General features: G+C 59.4%; 10 protein-coding genes. 3 read left to right on the top strand and 7 right to left on the bottom strand.

Translation table 11 applies throughout. The features are described from left to right. Positions 1 to 2 precede the first annotated feature (2 nt). The gene (locus BXU06_RS15265) at positions 3 to 824 is read right to left on the bottom strand and encodes a DUF3025 domain-containing protein (protein WP_253189481.1); all 822 of its coding nucleotides are present in this window, start codon (positions 822 to 824) and stop codon (positions 3 to 5) included. Between the two features lie 234 nt (positions 825 to 1,058). Here BXU06_RS15265 and cysG point away from each other — a divergent pair, with 234 nt between their 5' ends. Both cysG and BXU06_RS15255 read left to right on the top strand, forming a co-directional pair. Then, positions 1,059 to 2,450, top strand: coding sequence for a siroheme synthase CysG (gene cysG, locus BXU06_RS15260; RefSeq protein WP_077301513.1), 1,392 nt, complete (start codon positions 1,059 to 1,061; stop codon positions 2,448 to 2,450). 996 nt (positions 2,451 to 3,446) lie between these two features. Continuing rightward, the gene (locus BXU06_RS15255) at positions 3,447 to 4,826 is read left to right on the top strand and encodes a glutamine synthetase family protein (RefSeq protein WP_150125302.1); all 1,380 of its coding nucleotides are present in this window, start codon (positions 3,447 to 3,449) and stop codon (positions 4,824 to 4,826) included. A 47-nt stretch (positions 4,827 to 4,873) separates the two neighbouring features. On the opposite strand, the gene BXU06_RS15250 is transcribed toward BXU06_RS15255, so the two are convergent. The 6 genes from BXU06_RS15250 to BXU06_RS17930 all read right to left on the bottom strand — a co-directional run bounded on the left by BXU06_RS15250 (position 4,874) and on the right by BXU06_RS17930 (position 14,182). Continuing rightward, complete coding sequence (locus tag BXU06_RS15250) at positions 4,874 to 5,143, bottom strand: YkgJ family cysteine cluster protein (RefSeq protein ID WP_150125230.1); 270 nt, start codon at positions 5,141 to 5,143, stop codon at positions 4,874 to 4,876. Beyond that, positions 5,140 to 5,913 carry an NAD-dependent protein deacylase gene (locus BXU06_RS15245; RefSeq protein ID WP_077301507.1) on the bottom strand — a complete coding sequence of 258 codons (774 nt, stop codon included), beginning with the start codon at positions 5,911 to 5,913 and terminating at the stop codon, positions 5,140 to 5,142. Before BXU06_RS15245 ends, BXU06_RS15250 begins: the two co-directional genes overlap by 4 nt. Next, complete coding sequence (locus tag BXU06_RS15240; protein ID WP_077302957.1) at positions 5,910 to 6,248, bottom strand: nucleotide pyrophosphohydrolase; 339 nt, start codon at positions 6,246 to 6,248, stop codon at positions 5,910 to 5,912. The genes BXU06_RS15245 and BXU06_RS15240 overlap by 4 nt, the downstream gene beginning before the upstream one ends. 147 nt (positions 6,249 to 6,395) lie before the next feature. After that, positions 6,396 to 8,069 (bottom strand): DUF6765 family protein, encoded by a 1,674-nt coding sequence (locus BXU06_RS15235; RefSeq protein ID WP_077301504.1) that lies wholly within the window; start codon positions 8,067 to 8,069, stop codon positions 6,396 to 6,398. Between the two features lie 171 nt (positions 8,070 to 8,240). Continuing rightward, positions 8,241 to 12,455, bottom strand: a complete 4,215-nt coding sequence (locus BXU06_RS15230; RefSeq protein WP_077301501.1) for a P-loop NTPase fold protein — start codon at positions 12,453 to 12,455, stop codon at positions 8,241 to 8,243. 101 nt (positions 12,456 to 12,556) lie between these two features. Further along, a complete protein-coding gene (locus tag BXU06_RS17930) occupies positions 12,557 to 14,182 on the bottom strand; it encodes a methyl-accepting chemotaxis protein (RefSeq protein WP_216352495.1) in 1,626 nt (541 codons plus the stop codon). A 397-nt stretch (positions 14,183 to 14,579) separates the two neighbouring features. Here BXU06_RS17930 and BXU06_RS15220 point away from each other — a divergent pair, with 397 nt between their 5' ends. Then, on the top strand, positions 14,580 to 15,779 hold the full coding sequence (locus BXU06_RS15220; RefSeq protein ID WP_077301495.1) for a glycosyltransferase family 4 protein: 1,200 nt from the start codon (positions 14,580 to 14,582) through the stop codon (positions 15,777 to 15,779). Positions 15,780 to 15,839: the final 60 nt, after the last annotated feature.

Raw genomic sequence — 15,839 nt, 5'->3', positions numbered from 1 at the left:
GTTCACTCGGCCCACACCGACGGCGCGCGTCGTTGTGGCCGAAAATAATCGGTATTGGCGTAAAACGCCGGGTCGGCATTGGCCGGGTGCCAGCCGGGAATGCCCAGCAGCGGCAAGGGGGCCAGCCGCGAAGGGCGATCCAGCTGGCCCAGCTGCGCGGCGGCCAGTTGGTCCAGATGTGCCAGCCGCTGCGCCAGTGGCCAGCTAAAAAACTCGGCCTGCACCGGCAGCAGCCAGGCTTTGCCGGTCAGGCCGATAAACGGGGCCAGCAGCATTTCGGGCAGCGCGTGGCCCACCGGGTAGGCGTCGATCACCCGGCCCCAGTCGGCGCGATGCGTCAGCCACAGCGCCGACCAGCGCATCTGGTCCACCTCTGCTGCCCGCGCCGGTTCGGCATACGGCAGCAGCACGCCGCATTCGTCCAGCAGCGTGGCGGTGTCCCGAATTGGCCCGCGCTGGTTTTCTCCGCTGGCTATCGCCGCCTGATGGCGGGCATTCAGCGCGGTTTTCAGCCGGGGGTACACCAGCCAGGCCAGCGCATTGAACCAGTCGTGCCAGTTGTTCGAGCGGGTGGGCACTTCGCCGGTGTGGGCAATATGGCTTTCGTAATAGGTCTCCGGTTCGGCATCCAGCACGCAGCGCAGCTTGGCCGGCAAGGGGCAGCCCTGCCGGCGGGCATGGGCAAACAGGCCATCCAGCGCGGCCTGATCCGGCCAGTTGGGCCGCCCGGCCAGCGGCTGTGCTACCCCGGCCCAGACAGTGTAGGCCGGGTGAGAGAGCCAATGGGTTTGCCAGGCGGCAGGGGCGATGAAAACCGGGGGCACAGCACACGCTCAGGACAATGGCAATGGGCGGTATCGTGGCGGATTGTCTGGCGGGCGTCAAACTTCAGGGCATGGGTATGACTCAGCAAGCCGTCTTAATTGACTGCGCAGCCCAACGCCAACCCATGCCCCATTTGCTGGCCTCAGGATCAATCCCGCCAAACAGCAATGTTATGATGCATACCCAGAACAGCGTGCCCCGACTGGCGTGGGCGGCAGCGAAAGCGGACAGCCATGGACTTTTTACCGATTTTTATGAATATGCGCGGCGCGGCAGCGCTGGTGGTGGGCGGGGGCGATGTGGCGGTGCGCAAGGCCCGGCTGCTGCGCGAGGCTGGCTGTCAGCTCACCGTGGTGGCCCCGGAGTGCCATCCGGAGCTGGCCGAATGGGTGGCTGCAGGCAGTGTGCTGCATCAGGCCCGCCCGTTTGCTTCCTCCGACATTGCCGGCCAGCGCCTGGTGATTGCGGCGACCGATGACCCCGTGGTCAATGCCGAAGTCAGCGCGGTGTGCATGGCGGCCAATATTCCGGTGAACGTGGTGGACAACCCGCGCCTGTGCAGCTTCATCATGCCGTCGATCATCGACCGTTCGCCGGTGATTGTGGCCATTTCTTCGTCTGGCGGGTTGCCGGTGCTGGCGCGCTGGTTGCGCACCCAGGTGGAAGCCTTGCTGCCCGCCGGGCTGGCGCGGCTGGGGCGGTTTGGCCAGGAAGTGCGCCCGCGCATCAAGGCGGCCATGCCCGACGCCAACCAGCGCCGTGGCTTCTGGGAGCGCCTGCTGGCCAGCCCGTGGGCCGAGCAGATGATGAACGGCGACGAAACCCAGGCCCGCGCCGACTTCGACCGTGCGCTGGCCGACCACGCCGCGCCGCCAGTGGGCGCGGTGTACTTGGTGGGGGGCGGGCCGGGCAACCCGGATTTGCTCACTTTTAGGGCGCTGCGACTGATGCAACAGGCCGACGTGGTGCTGTACGACAACCTGGTGGCCCCGGAAATTGTCGAACTCACCCGCCGCGACGCCGACCGCATTTACGTCGGCAAGCGCGCCAGCCAGCACACCCTGCCGCAAGAAGACATCAACAGCCTGCTGGTGCGGCTGGCCAAAGAAGGCAAGCGCGTGGTGCGGCTCAAGGGCGGTGATCCATTCATGTTTGGCCGGGGCGGCGAAGAAATCGAAACCCTGGCCGAGCATGGCATTCCATTTGAAGTGGTGCCTGGCATCACCTCGGCCAACGGCGCAGCGGCGTATGCCGGCATTCCGCTCACCCACCGCGACCACGCCCAGTCCTGTGTGTTTGTCACCGGCCACCGCCGCGACGGCAGCATCGACCTGGACTGGGCCGCCATCACCCGTCCGCAGCAAACCGTGGTGATTTACATGGGGGTATCCACCGCCCCGGCGCTGTGCGCGGCGCTGATTGAACATGGCAAGGCCGCCGACACCCCGGCTGCCGTGGTGGAACGCGCCACCACCCGAGCCCAGCGCGTGGTGATTGGCACCCTGACCACCTTGCCCGGCCTGATTGCCGCACAGGGGATTCAGTCGCCAGCGCTGATTATGGTGGGGGATGTGGTGAAACTGGCCGGCACGCTGGCATGGTTTGGCCCGGCGCAGCAGGGGTGAGATCTGGCCAGCCCGCGCGGGTGCCACGCGGCAAATATGGCGAAGGATACGCTGAAAAAATCGTCGTTCCCGCGCAGGCGGGAACCCAGACCGGACCACATCGTGCGTCGTGGGCGTTAGCGTTGCGGGACGGTCGTGAGCGCGCACACCTGCTGCGCGCTGTGGATGCCTCTGGATTCCCGCCTGCGCGGGAATGACGGGGTGAAGTGCTGCGGGTGGTTCACTGTGGCAAGCTAAGGCTATGTTTTAAAATAGATTAAGCAGGGACGGAGGCTAGACCTCTTTCGGCATGAATCTCCGTTCACGTGTCGTTCCCGCGCAGGCGGGAACCCAGATCGCACCACAGCGTGCGCCGTGGGCGTTAGCGTTGCGGGACGGTCGTGAGCGCATACTCCTGCTGCGCGCTGTGGATGCCTCTGGATTCCCGCCTGCGCGGGAATGACGGGGTGAAGTGCTGCGGGTGGTTCACTGTGGCAAGCTAAGGCTATGTTTTAAAATAGATTAAGTATGGGTGGAGGCTAGACCTCTTTCGGCATGAATCTCCCCTCACGTGTCGTTCCCGCGCAGGCGGGAACCCAGATCGCACCACAGCGTGCGTCGTGGGCGTTAGCGTTGCGGGGTGGTCGTGAGCACGCACACCTGCTGCGCGCTGTGGATGCTCCTGGATTCCCGTCTGCGCGGGAATGACGGGGTGAAGTGCTGCGGGTGGTTCACTGTGGCAAGCTAAGGCTATGTTTTAAAATAGATTAAGTAGGGATGGAGGCTAGACCTCTTTCGGCATGAATCTCCGTTCACGTGTCGTTCCCGCGCAGGCGGGAACCCAGACCGGACCACATCGTGCGTCGTGGGCGTTAGCGTTGCGGGACGGTCGTGAGCGCATACACCTGCTGCACGCTGTGGATGCCTCTGGATTCCCGCTTTCGCGGAAATGACGATTTTTTCAGCGTATCCCTAAATCAGCACGTCCTTCAATCATTGAAATAGAAAGTGTCCACCATGCAGGTGCAGTCACCCACCGGGTCCACGCAGGAAGAAGCTCACGCGTTTTTGACCAAGTATCCCGAGGTTCAGGGCATTGATGTGATCATGACCGATTGCCATGGCATAGGTCGCGGCAAGATCATCCGCCGGCATGAGCTGGAAGCGCTGTTTGCCAGTGGCCGGCCCATGCCGGCGTCGCTGTTTGGCCAGGATGTGGCCGGAGATGACGTGGATGGTACCGGGCTGGTGTTGCACGATGGCGGCGGCGACAAGCGCTGCTGGCCCGTGCCCGGCACCCTGGGCCTGCAGCCGCATCTGAACCGGGGCCAGGTGCTGGTCAGCATGTACGAGCCAGATGGCCAGCCCTTTTGCGCCGACCCGCGCCCGGTGCTGGAACGGCAAATTGCCGCCGCCCGGCAAGCTGGATTTCAGCCCATGGGCGCGTTTGAGCTGGAGTTTTATCTGGTAGACAGCCAGCCCGACGCCCAGGGCCGCTACCTGCCTGCCCGCTACCCGCTGACCGGGCGGCGCTCGCTGAACCGCAACACCATGTCGGTGGACGAGCTGGACGAAATGTCACCGTTTTTCGACATGATTTACACCGGTGCCGAGCAGCTGGGCCTGCCGCTGGAATCGGTGATTTCCGAATACGCCGTGGGCCAGTACGAGCTGACCATCCGCTACCGCGACCTGCTGCGCGCCGCCGACGATGTGATCATGGCCAAACGGCTGATCCGCTCGGCAGCCCGGCGCTTTGGCATGGAAGCGTGTTTCATGGCCAAGCCGTTTGGTCAGGAAGCCGGCTCTGGCATGCACCTGCACCTGTCGCTGGCCGATGCCGATGGTCGTAATCTGTATGCCGACCAGCCCTCTGGCCAGCTTAGCCCGCTGATGCTGCACTCGATTGGTGGCATCCGCCACACCATTGGCGACACCATGCTGGTGCTGGCCCCGTTTTTGAACTCATGGCGGCGGTTTGCCTCGGTGGTGTATTCGCCGGCATCCGACACCTGGGGTGTGGAAAACCGCACCGTGGCGCTACGGGTGCCCAACTCTTCGGCCAATACCCGCCACTTTGAACACCGGGTGGCCGGGGTAGACGCCAACCCCTACCTGGTGGCCGCCGTCACCCTGGCCGGCGCGCTGCACGGCATTGCCCAGCGCAGCGACCCCGGCCCCGCCGCCGAAGGCAACAGCTACGCCCACGCCCCCACCAACCAGCTGCCTAAAACCTGGTTCGACGCGATCGAGCGCCTGGCCGGCTCGGCCTTTATGCGCGACGTGCTGGGCGAAGCGCTGCATCAGGCGTTTGTGGCGATCAAGCGCGCCGAGTACGAACGCCTGGCGCTGGACGTGTCGGAAACCGAATGGCGGCTGTATGGGTTTGCCGTGTAGGGGCATCCGGTGCGCATTGGCCACGCCAGCCCCCTCCACCACGCCGGCTAAACCGGCGCGGTGGACTGCTCCAGCTCAGCCAGCCAGACCATCGCCTGCTGGGCATTGCTGCCGCACATGGCCGCCTCGGCCTGCAGCCCGGCGCACACTGCCGGGCGGTCGGGGTGGGTAAAAATCGCACAGCGGGCGTCGGCGTCCAGCTGGATGCAGCGCATCCCGGCGGGCTTGCCATCTGGCATGCCGGGAATGGCGCTGGAAATCGACGGGGCAATGCAGCACGCGCCACAGCCAGGCCGGCATACCGGACCGACGTTCATGCCCGGCTTTCGAGCCGCGCTTGCAGGGCCTGGGCGGTCTGGCCAATCGGGGCGCGAAACACCAGGTCAAAACAGCGGTCCAGCCGGGTGGGGTCCAGGTTGATCAGCGCGCAATCAATCCCGTGCTGATGCGCCTCCAGCGGCAGCAGATTCACCGGCCCCACCTCCAGCGATGACCCCAGCACCAGCAGCACATCGGCGTCCAGCACCTTCAGCAGCGCCGCTTCAAACTGGCTGACCGCCTCGCCGTACAGCACCACATCCGGCTTGAGCGGGGTGCAGCAGCTCAGGCAGCGCGGCAGCGGGCTGGCCAGCACATGGGCCAGATCATGCATGCGCCCGCACGCCGGGCACACCGCCCGCTGCAAAGTGCCGTGAACCTCCACCACCTCGCGGCTGCCAGCGCACTGGTGCAGGCCGTCGATGTTTTGCGTCAGCACGCTGACCGTCTTGCCCTGGGTTTCCAGCCAGGCCAAAAACCGATGACCGGCGTTGGGCTGTTTGTTGCCCACCAATTTCAGTTCGAAAATCTCTTTGAACGCCTGCCAGAAATCGGCCGGATTGTGCTGAAAATAGTCAATCGACAGCACCTCGGCCAGGCTGGCGTTTTGCGTATAGCGGCCCTGATACGACCGGAAATCCGGAATGCCTGATTCGGTGCTCATCCCGGCGCCGGTCAGCACGGCAATATGCCGCGCCTCGGCCAGCCAGCCGGCCAGCGTATCCAGTGCGGCGTTAGGGTCGGTGGGGGCGTGCAGGCGGGCGGTCATGCTTGCGGCTCCGGGTATTTACGCGCGTTTTTGGCCAGTTTGTCGGCCACGGCGGCGGCCATGTCCACCCCCAGCACATCGGCCAGCCGCGCCAGATAAATCTGCACATCAGCCAGCTCTTCGCCCAGGTGGACCCATTCGGCAGGATCATCCTGCGCCAGCGTGGCCAGCCCGGCGTCGCTGCGCCATTGCAGGATTTCCGCCAGCTCGCCCACTTCGCCCACCAGGGCGAGCAGCAGATTGCGCGGGGTGTGATGCGGTTCCCAGCCACGCGCCTGGGCAAAGGCGCGCAACTGGGCTTGCAGCGGGGTGAGGTTGAGCAGAGGGGTGGACATGGTGGCAACAGCAAGCAGGGAAACCGCCATTTTACCGCGTCAGCCACGGGGGAAACGCGGAAAAACGAGGTCAGCCCGTCCAGCGTGGGCAACGCCGCCATGGCCGGGCAAAAGCCCCATGCTGCGGGGGCCTTTGCCCGCTGGCGCTTATTGGATAATCCACACGCTTTGCATGCTGTTGCCGGCGGTGGTGATGTTGTTGTTGTTTTTATCCCAGCACAGGTATTTCTGGGTGGCCAGGTTAACCAGCTGCACTGGTTCGCCAGCCTGAATGGTCTGGCCATCGGCAATGGTCTGGTTGGCGCTTTTGATCACCCAGGTCTGCGGTGCCCAGTCAACGCTCTGGGTGTAGTAGTAGGTGCCGGTTTTCCAGTCGCCCAGCACGCGGTAATAGCCCAGCCCAAGCTCCTGCGACAGAATCTGCACCAAGTCGCCAGTGCGCACCGACTCCGCCCCAGGAGGCAAAATCAGGCTCAAGGGCTGCAGGTTGCTGGACAGCTTCGGGTAGTACTGCCCGGCAATGCCGCTGGCTGCAAATGCGCCAATGCCGCGTGGTGGGTCGGCTTGCTCGTTGGTCAGCAACTGCACGCTTTGCAGTGTGCTGGATGCGCCCCACTGCAGCGTGGGCGGCGGCAGGCTGACGCTGGGTGGCTGGCTGAGCACCATGCCGGTGGCCTGCCGCACTTCTGCCGTCACCAGTGCCAGATGCAGCGCGGCAGCCTTGCTGAAGCAGTAGTGGTCGCTGCTGGATGCGCCTGTCTGCTTGTAAATATCCAGCCAGCGCTGGGGAAGGTAGTTTGGCGCGGCAGACAGATTGACGTCGTTGTACTGGAAGGTGGGAATCGCCTGCGCCCACGCCTGCTTGCGCGCGGCCATGTCGTTACCATTGATCAAATACGGCTTGGTCAGCAGCGCCATCAGGGCGGCTTCGATGTCAGCCGGCAAATCGGCCACATCGCTGGGGTCAAATGGCCGGTCGTACTGGCCCATGCGCAGCCAGCTCATGGCCGCCACCATCTGGCGGAAGGCTTTCAGGTAGTCTTGCGGGTTGTTTTTGGTGATGGGCACATCCGACCATAAAGGCTGGTAGGTGTACACCAGCCACGGGCAATCCGGCAGGTGGCCCATGCGGCCATGGCCCAGATAGGCCACCGAGCGCGGGGTCAGCGACGAGGGCGTGGAGCTGAACGGGGCAAAGGGGATTTCCTTTTTGCTGGTGTTGTCCCAGACAAACTTTTGCGCATCGTTGATGTAGTACGACGGCGTGCCGGCGTAGTTCATATGCGCCCAGGTGTCTGCCATCACATGCATGCGCAGCCCCAGCAGATGCAGAAAATAATCTTCATTGGCGTGCTGGGCCAGGTTATTGATCATCTGGCCCACCAGAATGCTGTTGGGCCGGCACATCAATTGAAACTCGGCCCCAATCTGGGCGTAGCTTTCTTTATTGCTGCGCAACACCGCTGGATTGCCATACGGCAGCCGCTCGGGGTTGTCGCCGTAATTGCCCGGCAAAAAGTGAAACGCCGACCACACCTGACGCAGTTTTTGCAGTTTTTCGGGGGCCCATTCCCCGATGCCCACTTCCAGCGCGGCAATCTGCTTGCTGGTTTGCACCGTGGCCACCGGGGTGAAATCGCGGCTTTGAATAATGAAAGCGTCGTTTTCCAGCACCCGGCTTTCGTCCAGATCATCGACATACTGCGCCGCATAGGCAATTTTGGCCGCATCCGACAGCGTGGCCTCGTCCGGTGCCGTGGTGTCGTAACCCGCCAGCCCGGCGGCCAGATAGGTGGCGTAATAGTGAAAGTCGATTTCCATGGCGCTTCCTTGGTGTCGTGAAGGGATGACACAAGGACGGCGAGCAGGGGGACGTTGTGAATGCCCTCCCCCGGCCACGCGGGTGCGGGCAAGGCTTGCGTGGTTGGGGGCGGGCGGGCAACGGAGCCGCGCAGCAACTTTCGACTGCTGTTGTTGACTACTACTTCAAGATCAACGCAATTTAGCTATATCGTGCATCACTGTGCTAGGCGGCCATCCCCATACAGATTGGGCAGATTGTTTTGTTTCTGTTGTCGATTGAGCCGATGCCGGCAGTAGCTGACGTGATGTTTGATCGCCATAGCGTGTAATCAATTTGATCAAGGGCCATGTGCGGATAGGCTGTTGTTCTTTAAGGTATTTATCTTGAATAATCCAGTTAAGTGGCTTTTCCCAGTCAATGTCTTGTTTGTTATTGAGTTTTCTCAGCACGCAGCCATTGTTAATAAAATCTTGCGGGCTGGCCGGCCAGGAAAATGCTATATTATCTACTTGCGATGTGAAAAAAGTGCGAAGCAGTGTTCCGGTATGAACATCCCAGAGTTTGGCGGTGCCGTCAGCACTACCAGTAATAGCATATACGCCATCCGGTGAAAAGGCACTGCTGTTAATCCATGAGGCGTGTTGTAACCTATGTAGTACATTGCCCGTTTGAGTGTCTAATAATATGGCTGTATATTTTTCTGCAAAAATAACTGTGCGGTTATTGGGTGAAAATGATGCTTGATTTCTTGGTGTTAGTGATCCAAATTCAAACAATAATTTGAACTGCTTGCCTGTTTGTGCATCCCACAATCTTATTGTACCATCAAAACTAGATGTTAATACCATTCGCCCGTCCGGAGAAAAACTACAACTATGTACTAAACTAGTATGTCCTTCAAAGGTATGGATTAGCTCTCCTGTGTGGCGATTCCATAGCTTTGCTGTGTGGTCTGTACTGCTTGTAAGAACTTGCTGGCCGTCAGGAGAAAAGGCGCAGCTACATACTATTGAAGAATGGCCTTTATACGACTGCAATTCTTCACCTGATTGTGAATCAAATAGTTTAGCAGTGTGGTCGCTACTGGATGTTAGTATGTATTCCCCATTTGGGGAAAAGGCGACATTCGTAATGTATCCCGAGTGTCCAAAAAAAGACAGGCTCCGTGTGCCAGTTTGGATATCCCATAGCGAGGCATGGCTGCTAACCCCAGCGTTTCCTGTACTGTTTATTAGTATTGATTTTCCGTCTGGAGAGAATGCGCAATGACGTGCTGTTGCTTGCATTTTATGGTCTACATATTTTTTGATTAATTCTCCAGATGCTATGTCCCACAAAATAAAAGAGTATAATTCATCTGCAGTGAGAATGTTTTTTCCTGTTGGCGAAAATATACAGCAGCTAATGCTTTCGTATAATCCGGCAAGAGATTTAAGCTGCTCTCCTGTCTTAGCACTCCATATCTTTGCTGTATTGTCTATGCTCGTAGTAATAATACGAGCTCCGTCATTAGAAAAGGCTCCAAACACATCGGAGCCCCTGTGCTGGAAAATAAATATCGACTCTCTTTTTTCTGAGTCCCAAAGTGTTGCACAACATGTAACAGGTGGATCAATAAGCTTGTTTGACTCAGCACTTTCCACGCTGTGTCCCGTTATGAATTTTTTGCCGTCTGGTGAACTTGCGCAAGAAAGATTATATTGCGGACTATAAATTTCTATACTATTTAGTAGTGCTCCGGTCGAAGTATCCCATAACTTTGCGGTTGAGTCATAACTGACGGTAAGGATAGTCTTCCCATCAAGGGAAAATTGGCAGTCAGATATAGTTTTCGTATGCCCTTTAAGTTCATGGATAATTGTTCCTGTTTCTATATTCCATAGCGTGGCCGTAAGACCGTAGTATGTCGTAACTGCAGCCGTTCTATCTGGGGAAAAGTCGCATGCACTTATATGATTTTGGCCAATATTAATCTCTCTTAGCTGAGCTCCGGTTTTTCTATCCCAGATTTTAATTTTCCCAGGCTTACTATCTACGGTAAAAATATTTTGGTCGTTAACGGAAAAGGCGCAGCCGATTACGTGATGGGCGTGGTCGCTAAATGTTTTTATTAATTCCCCATTGTTTAAATCCCATAGTTTTGCGGTTTTGTCGTGGCTACCTGTTAGTATGACATCTTGTTTGTGTGAAAAGGCGCAGCACATAAATCCATCGTTGTGCCCATTAAATGACCTTATAAGTGCGCCTGTATGTATATTCCATAATTTTGCTGTTCCATTTTGTTCTGGGATGAGAGCGGTATCTCCTTTTGAAGAAAATCTTGGGCGACGTAAGTGCCAAACGATTGCTGATAAATCTGGTTGAATGGGAGGTAAGTTTTCTGCATCTTCAGGTGTCAAGTATTTAATAAGCCGCGCTAGCCATTCTGGGGTTTGATGCTGAAGCTTTGGGTTTTTTAATGCTTTGTAAAATAACGGTGGTGGTAACAATCCTCCTTGTAAGCGGTGCGTGAGTGCATCTTGTTGATCAGCTAGATTTTTGCTAAATAGTAGTTTAAAAAATTCTAGCTCATCAGCTACATGGCCATATATTGCATTAGGAAACAGGGTTTCTGTTGTATCGTATTTTGTTAATATAATTTCATCTATTGACATGTCTATGCCAAATTGTGCTAATTTTCTTAGTTCATCTGTGTTTTGCCAGATAGGTACATCCAGTTTTTCTTCTTCTGCGCTAGTTTGATTCGGTAGAATGTCGCTGGGGTAGGCGATAAATAGTGCTTTTAGGTCAAACTCACTTCGCTGGTTATGCGAAGCAGCGACGGAGCGACGTAAATTTTTTAGTTCAATTAGTGCATCACCCCGGCTTTCTCCATAAATATCTTTTTCGATATGCTCTTCCGCATTAATAATATAAAAATCTTGCTGACTAGCAGCAAACCACTGAGCAATGCGCAAAAAGCGGCTAGGTTGGCGGCGGCACAAGCGGAATAGTTCTGGGGCAAAGCATTGCCAGATAGCTAGCCGCGCCAGCAGCATTACCTTGCTGGGCTGTTGATCAATACCCATACCAAGTTGCTGGCTGGCATCCAGCAGCATGTGAAAAAGTTCAGCTGCACGCTGGAGTTTTCGTGGCACTGGTGGTACGGCGCTGACAAAGAGTCGGCATAAGTCACGCTTTTGCTGGGCATGTTCCAAATGTTGCTGGGCGTAGTCTCGTGCACTTGTTTCTAACAACATTTCTTGTGTCGTGTTGTATTGCCTGTTCATATTCAGAACATCGCGATGGTATTTTACCTTTTGACGAGCCTCTTCTTCTTCCTTGTAGGCTTGCTGTGTAAATACCTGGTGTTTGTGGTAGCTGGCCTGATGGTCAAACAACTCCGGATAACGCTCGCGCAAAAACTGCTCCGCTTGTCCGGTTTGTGCCGGCGGTAGGCGCAGCGGCAGGTGGATAATTTTTTCCAGGTATTCAGCGCCGGTGATCGGCAGGCGGTGGCTGGCGTCGGCGCTGGCGGCCTTGCTGGCTTCAAACAGATAGTCGCGGTAACGGTGCTGCACGCCGCGCTCCACCACTTCGTCGTCCACCGCCAGCACAAACACGCAACGCGGCACGTCGAAAAACAGCTTGATGGCCTCCAGCATTTCCAGCGCTTTTTCGGGCAGGCAGCGGTCCAGGTCGTCGATAAAGAACAGCAGGTTCAGCGCCGGGTCGCTGTCGGTCAGCTCGCGCAGCTGGCGTTCAAATTCCAGATAGAGGGTGTCGTATTCGTCGAGTTTGGCGTAGTGGCTGGGGTCGGGCGCACTGTTGTCTTTTTTCTCGTCTTTTTTATCCTGACTGCTGCGAAACAGTTCGACGGCGGCCTTTGGGCTGGTTTTTAGCGACACTTCCACCGGAATGCCAGGCTGCTTGAAGGTAATGGTCGCTTCGTGGGCCACTTGGGCAAAAGCCTTGGCGGCATCGCCGAATAATTGGCTGCCTTTGCTCAACTTTTCTTTGAATCGCTCAAACAGCGATAGGTGGGTGTTGCTGGTGTCTTCTTGGCCGGTGATTGGCAAATTTTCCTGGCTGCTTGTGGGTGTTGCCCGCTTGATCTCAGCTTGTATCGTCTTCAACAACGGCACAATCAAATGCGGTTCTTTTTCATAGCGCCAGGCGTTGAAAAACACCGTTACCACCGGGGCCGCTTCATCGGGCTGGTTGTCAAAATCCTGCTTCACCGCATGCAGCAGCGAGCTTTTGCCGCTGCCCCATTCGCCAAACACGCCCACCACCAGCGATTGTTCCACCGCCGAGCGCCGGGTGGCGTCGGTGCGGAAGTGGCGCTGGATGCGTTTCACCACGGCTTTGGCCAGTTGGGCGTGGCCAAAGGCCAGGGTGTTGGTGCCGGAATGCTCTGCCATCGTCTGCTCCCAGGGTCTGCCGGCGCGTGTGATTGCTGCGCCTGGCTGAACCGGGGATTATAGGGTGGGCGATGCTATGTGAATAGCCTGTGTGCTGACGCTCACAACACAAACCGCCCCACTTCATCATGCAGCCGCCCGCCCAGCGTGCGCACCTGGTCGGCGGCTTGGCGGGTGGCCTGGGCGCGGGCGGCTACCTGGGCAGAGGCGTCCACTGCGTGATGCATGCTGGCGGCCACGGCGTCGCTGGCGTGTTCCTGGGCGCGGATGGCCTGGTTGATCTGGTGAATGCTGCTGTGGATGCTGCCCAGCCGTTCGCGCACGCCGACAATGGCCTGGGCGGCGATGCCGGCGCGGGCCATGCCTTCTTCCACCTTGGCCTGGCTGATGCCCATGTTTTCGGCGGCCTGTTCGGTTTCGTGGCGGATATTGCCCAGGGTGTGCTGAATTTCCAGCGTGGCCACCTGGGTGCGTTCGGCCAGCCGGCGCACTTCGTCGGCCACCACGGCAAAGCCGCGTCCGGATTCGCCGGCGCGGGCAGCTTCGATGGCGGCGTTCAGCGCCAGCAGATTGGTTTGCGCGGTGATTTCCTGAATGGTGGCCACAATCTGGTCCACCTGCGCCGATTGTGCGCCCAGCTGGCGGATGTCCTCGCTGGAGGCGCCCACCCGGCTGGCAATTTCCGTCATGGTGTCCACCACGTCGCTGACCATGCGCGCACCTTGTGCGCCTTCGGCCTCGCTGTCGCCGGCCAGGCGCACGGTGTAGTCAAACTGGGTGGCCAGGGTGTGGGTTTGTGCTACCACCTGTTGCAGCGCCTGCATGGCGTCGTCGATGGATTGATTTTGCCGCAGTACAATGGCCTCGGCCTGGCTGGCTTCTTCCAGCAGCACGCTGCCGGCCTGCTGGGCTTCGCTGGCGTGCTGGTTAACCTGGCGTAATACGCTGCCCAGGCTGGTTTGTACGGCGTCCAGGCCCTGGCCCAGGCTGGACAGCTCGTCCTGGCCATCCAGCGCGGTGCGGCTGCTCAGGTCGCGGTGCTGTTCCAGCCGGGACATGGTGTGGGTCAGCGCGCCCAGCTGGCGGTTAAGCCGGCGCACAGTGCGGATGCTGAACCACAAGGCCAGCCCCAGCGCGCCGGCCATGGCCACCAGCCCCAGCTGCTGGGCGGTGCGTTCGGTGGCGGTGGCGGATTCGGCCAGTGCCAGCGCGGCGGTGTGCTGGGCGTGCTGGATGCCTTCGCGGCCCTGCTTGATGGGGGTGTAGAAGCGTTCTTCCTGGCTGGTGAGCAGATGCTCCAGCGCGGCCACGTCGCCGCGCTGCATGGCGGTTTGCGCCGGGCTCAGGTAGGCGTCGGAAAATGCATTGACCACGGCCATGAACTGCTGCACTGGCTGGGCCAGCTCGGCGGGCAGTGGCAGCGCCGCCAGGGCCTGGCTGCTCTGGCGCAGGTTTTGCAGGTTCTTGCCGATCACTTCGGCTTCCTTGCTCTGGCGCTCTGGTGTGCGGTCACTCAGCGCCAGGGCAATATGCAGGCGTGAATCAAACACTTTGTAGTTGATGGCGGTAATCTGCTCGGCCACCGCGCGGTGGGTTTGCAGCTGGTCAAAGTGCGCATGGTTCAGCCGGGTGCCATACAGGCCCACGCCACCGGCCAGCGCCACCAGCAGGCACAGGCTGGCGGCAAACAACATCAGGGTGCTGCGCAGTTGAGAAAACATCGACATGGTGGCCCTTTCAATGGCGGAAGCGGTTGGCATCCAACCCAGGCCAGGGGGTCGGGGCACTTTGCCGTATTGGGGCGGCAGTGGCTGGTTGCAGGGGGAGCATGTGGCCATTATGCGGGTGGGTGACTTAAACCCGACTTAAGCCAAAGAAGGATGTTCTGACCCGTACACCCGGTGTGACGCCCTACAAGCCGGACAACTTGCCCTGTCGGCGTTGCCTGACGGGGATTCCCCAACATGGGCGGGTTTGGTGGGGTTTTCTGGCGGGTTTTGTGCGGTGTAAAAAATTCTGTATTAATTACAGATAAGCCTTGCCTGCCGCCGGGCAGCCAAAACCGTCATAAACGCGCGATAATCTCTTTCCCGGCTGCCCAGCCAACCCTGCCAAGGATGCCCCATGCCCCCCACGCCTTCTGCCCCGCGCATTGCCATTGTTGCTGACTGGCTGCAGGACTACGCCGGTGCCGAGCGGGTGCTGGAACAACTGCTGCTGACCTTCCCGCAGGCCGAGGTGTTTGCCGTGGTGGATTTTGTGCCAGAGGCGTCGCGCGGGTTTTTGCAGGGCAAGCCGGTACACACCAGCTTTATCCAGCGTCTGCCGCTGGCGCGGCGCTACTTTCGCCATTACCTGCCGCTGATGCCGCTGGCTATCGAGCAGCTGGATGTCAGTGGCTTTGATATTGTGATTTCCAGCAGCCACGCGGTGGCCAAGGGGGTGTTGACCGGGCCGGACCAGTTGCATGTCAGCTATGTGCATTCGCCGCTGCGCTACGCCTGGGACATGCAGCACCAGTATCTGCACGAGGCGGGGATGGATCGCGGCATGAAGGGCGCGCTTACCCGCTGGCTGCTGCACAAGCTGCGGCTGTGGGACGTGCGCACGGCCAATGGGGTGGATCAGTTTGTGGCCAATTCGGCGTTTATTGGCCGTCGGGTGCGCAAGGCTTACCGGCGTGAGGCCGAGGTGATTTATCCGCCGGTCGATCTGGCGGCATTTACCCCCGGCCAGACGCCGCGCGGGCCGGCGTATGTCACCGTGTCGCGCCTGGTGCCGTACAAGCGGGTGGAGTTGATTGTCGAGGCGTTCAGCGCCATGCCGGACAAGCAGCTGATTGTGATTGGTGACGGGCCAGACCTGGCCAAGGTGCGCGCCAAAGCGGGCAGCAATGTGCAGGTGCTGGGCCATCAGCCATTTGAGGTGATGCGTGGGCATTTGCAAACGGCGCGGGCGTTTGTGTTTGCTGCGCTGGAAGACTTTGGCATTGCCCCGGTTGAGGCGCAGGCGTGCGGCACGCCGGTGATTGCCTTTGGCCGGGGCGGCGCGGCGGAAACCGTGCGCGGGCTACAGCAAAGCAACCCCACCGGGGTGTTGTTTGACGAGCAGACGCCAGCCGCGTTGCAGGCGGCGGTGGCGCTGTTCGAGCAGCAGGCCGGGCGCATCACTGCCGCCGCCTGCCGGCAAAATGCCGAGCGCTTTGCCATTGCGGTGTTTCGCCAGCGCATGGCTGCGCTGGTGGTGGATCGCTGGACCGCCTTGCAGGGCGAGGTGAAATCCGGGGTCACTGGCTTCAGGCCGATTCAGGCCAAGCCCTTGTAATTGTCTTTAAGCGGCGCGCAGGCCGGTGCGGCAAACCACCGGGCGGGCTCTTTTTTTCTG

The sequence above is a fragment of the Aquaspirillum sp. LM1 genome (assembly GCF_002002905.1).
Lineage (GTDB): Bacteria > Pseudomonadota > Gammaproteobacteria > Burkholderiales > Aquaspirillaceae > Rivihabitans.
The sequence above is the reverse complement of the archived record's forward strand: the minus strand, read 5'-3'. Positions and strand labels throughout refer to the sequence as shown.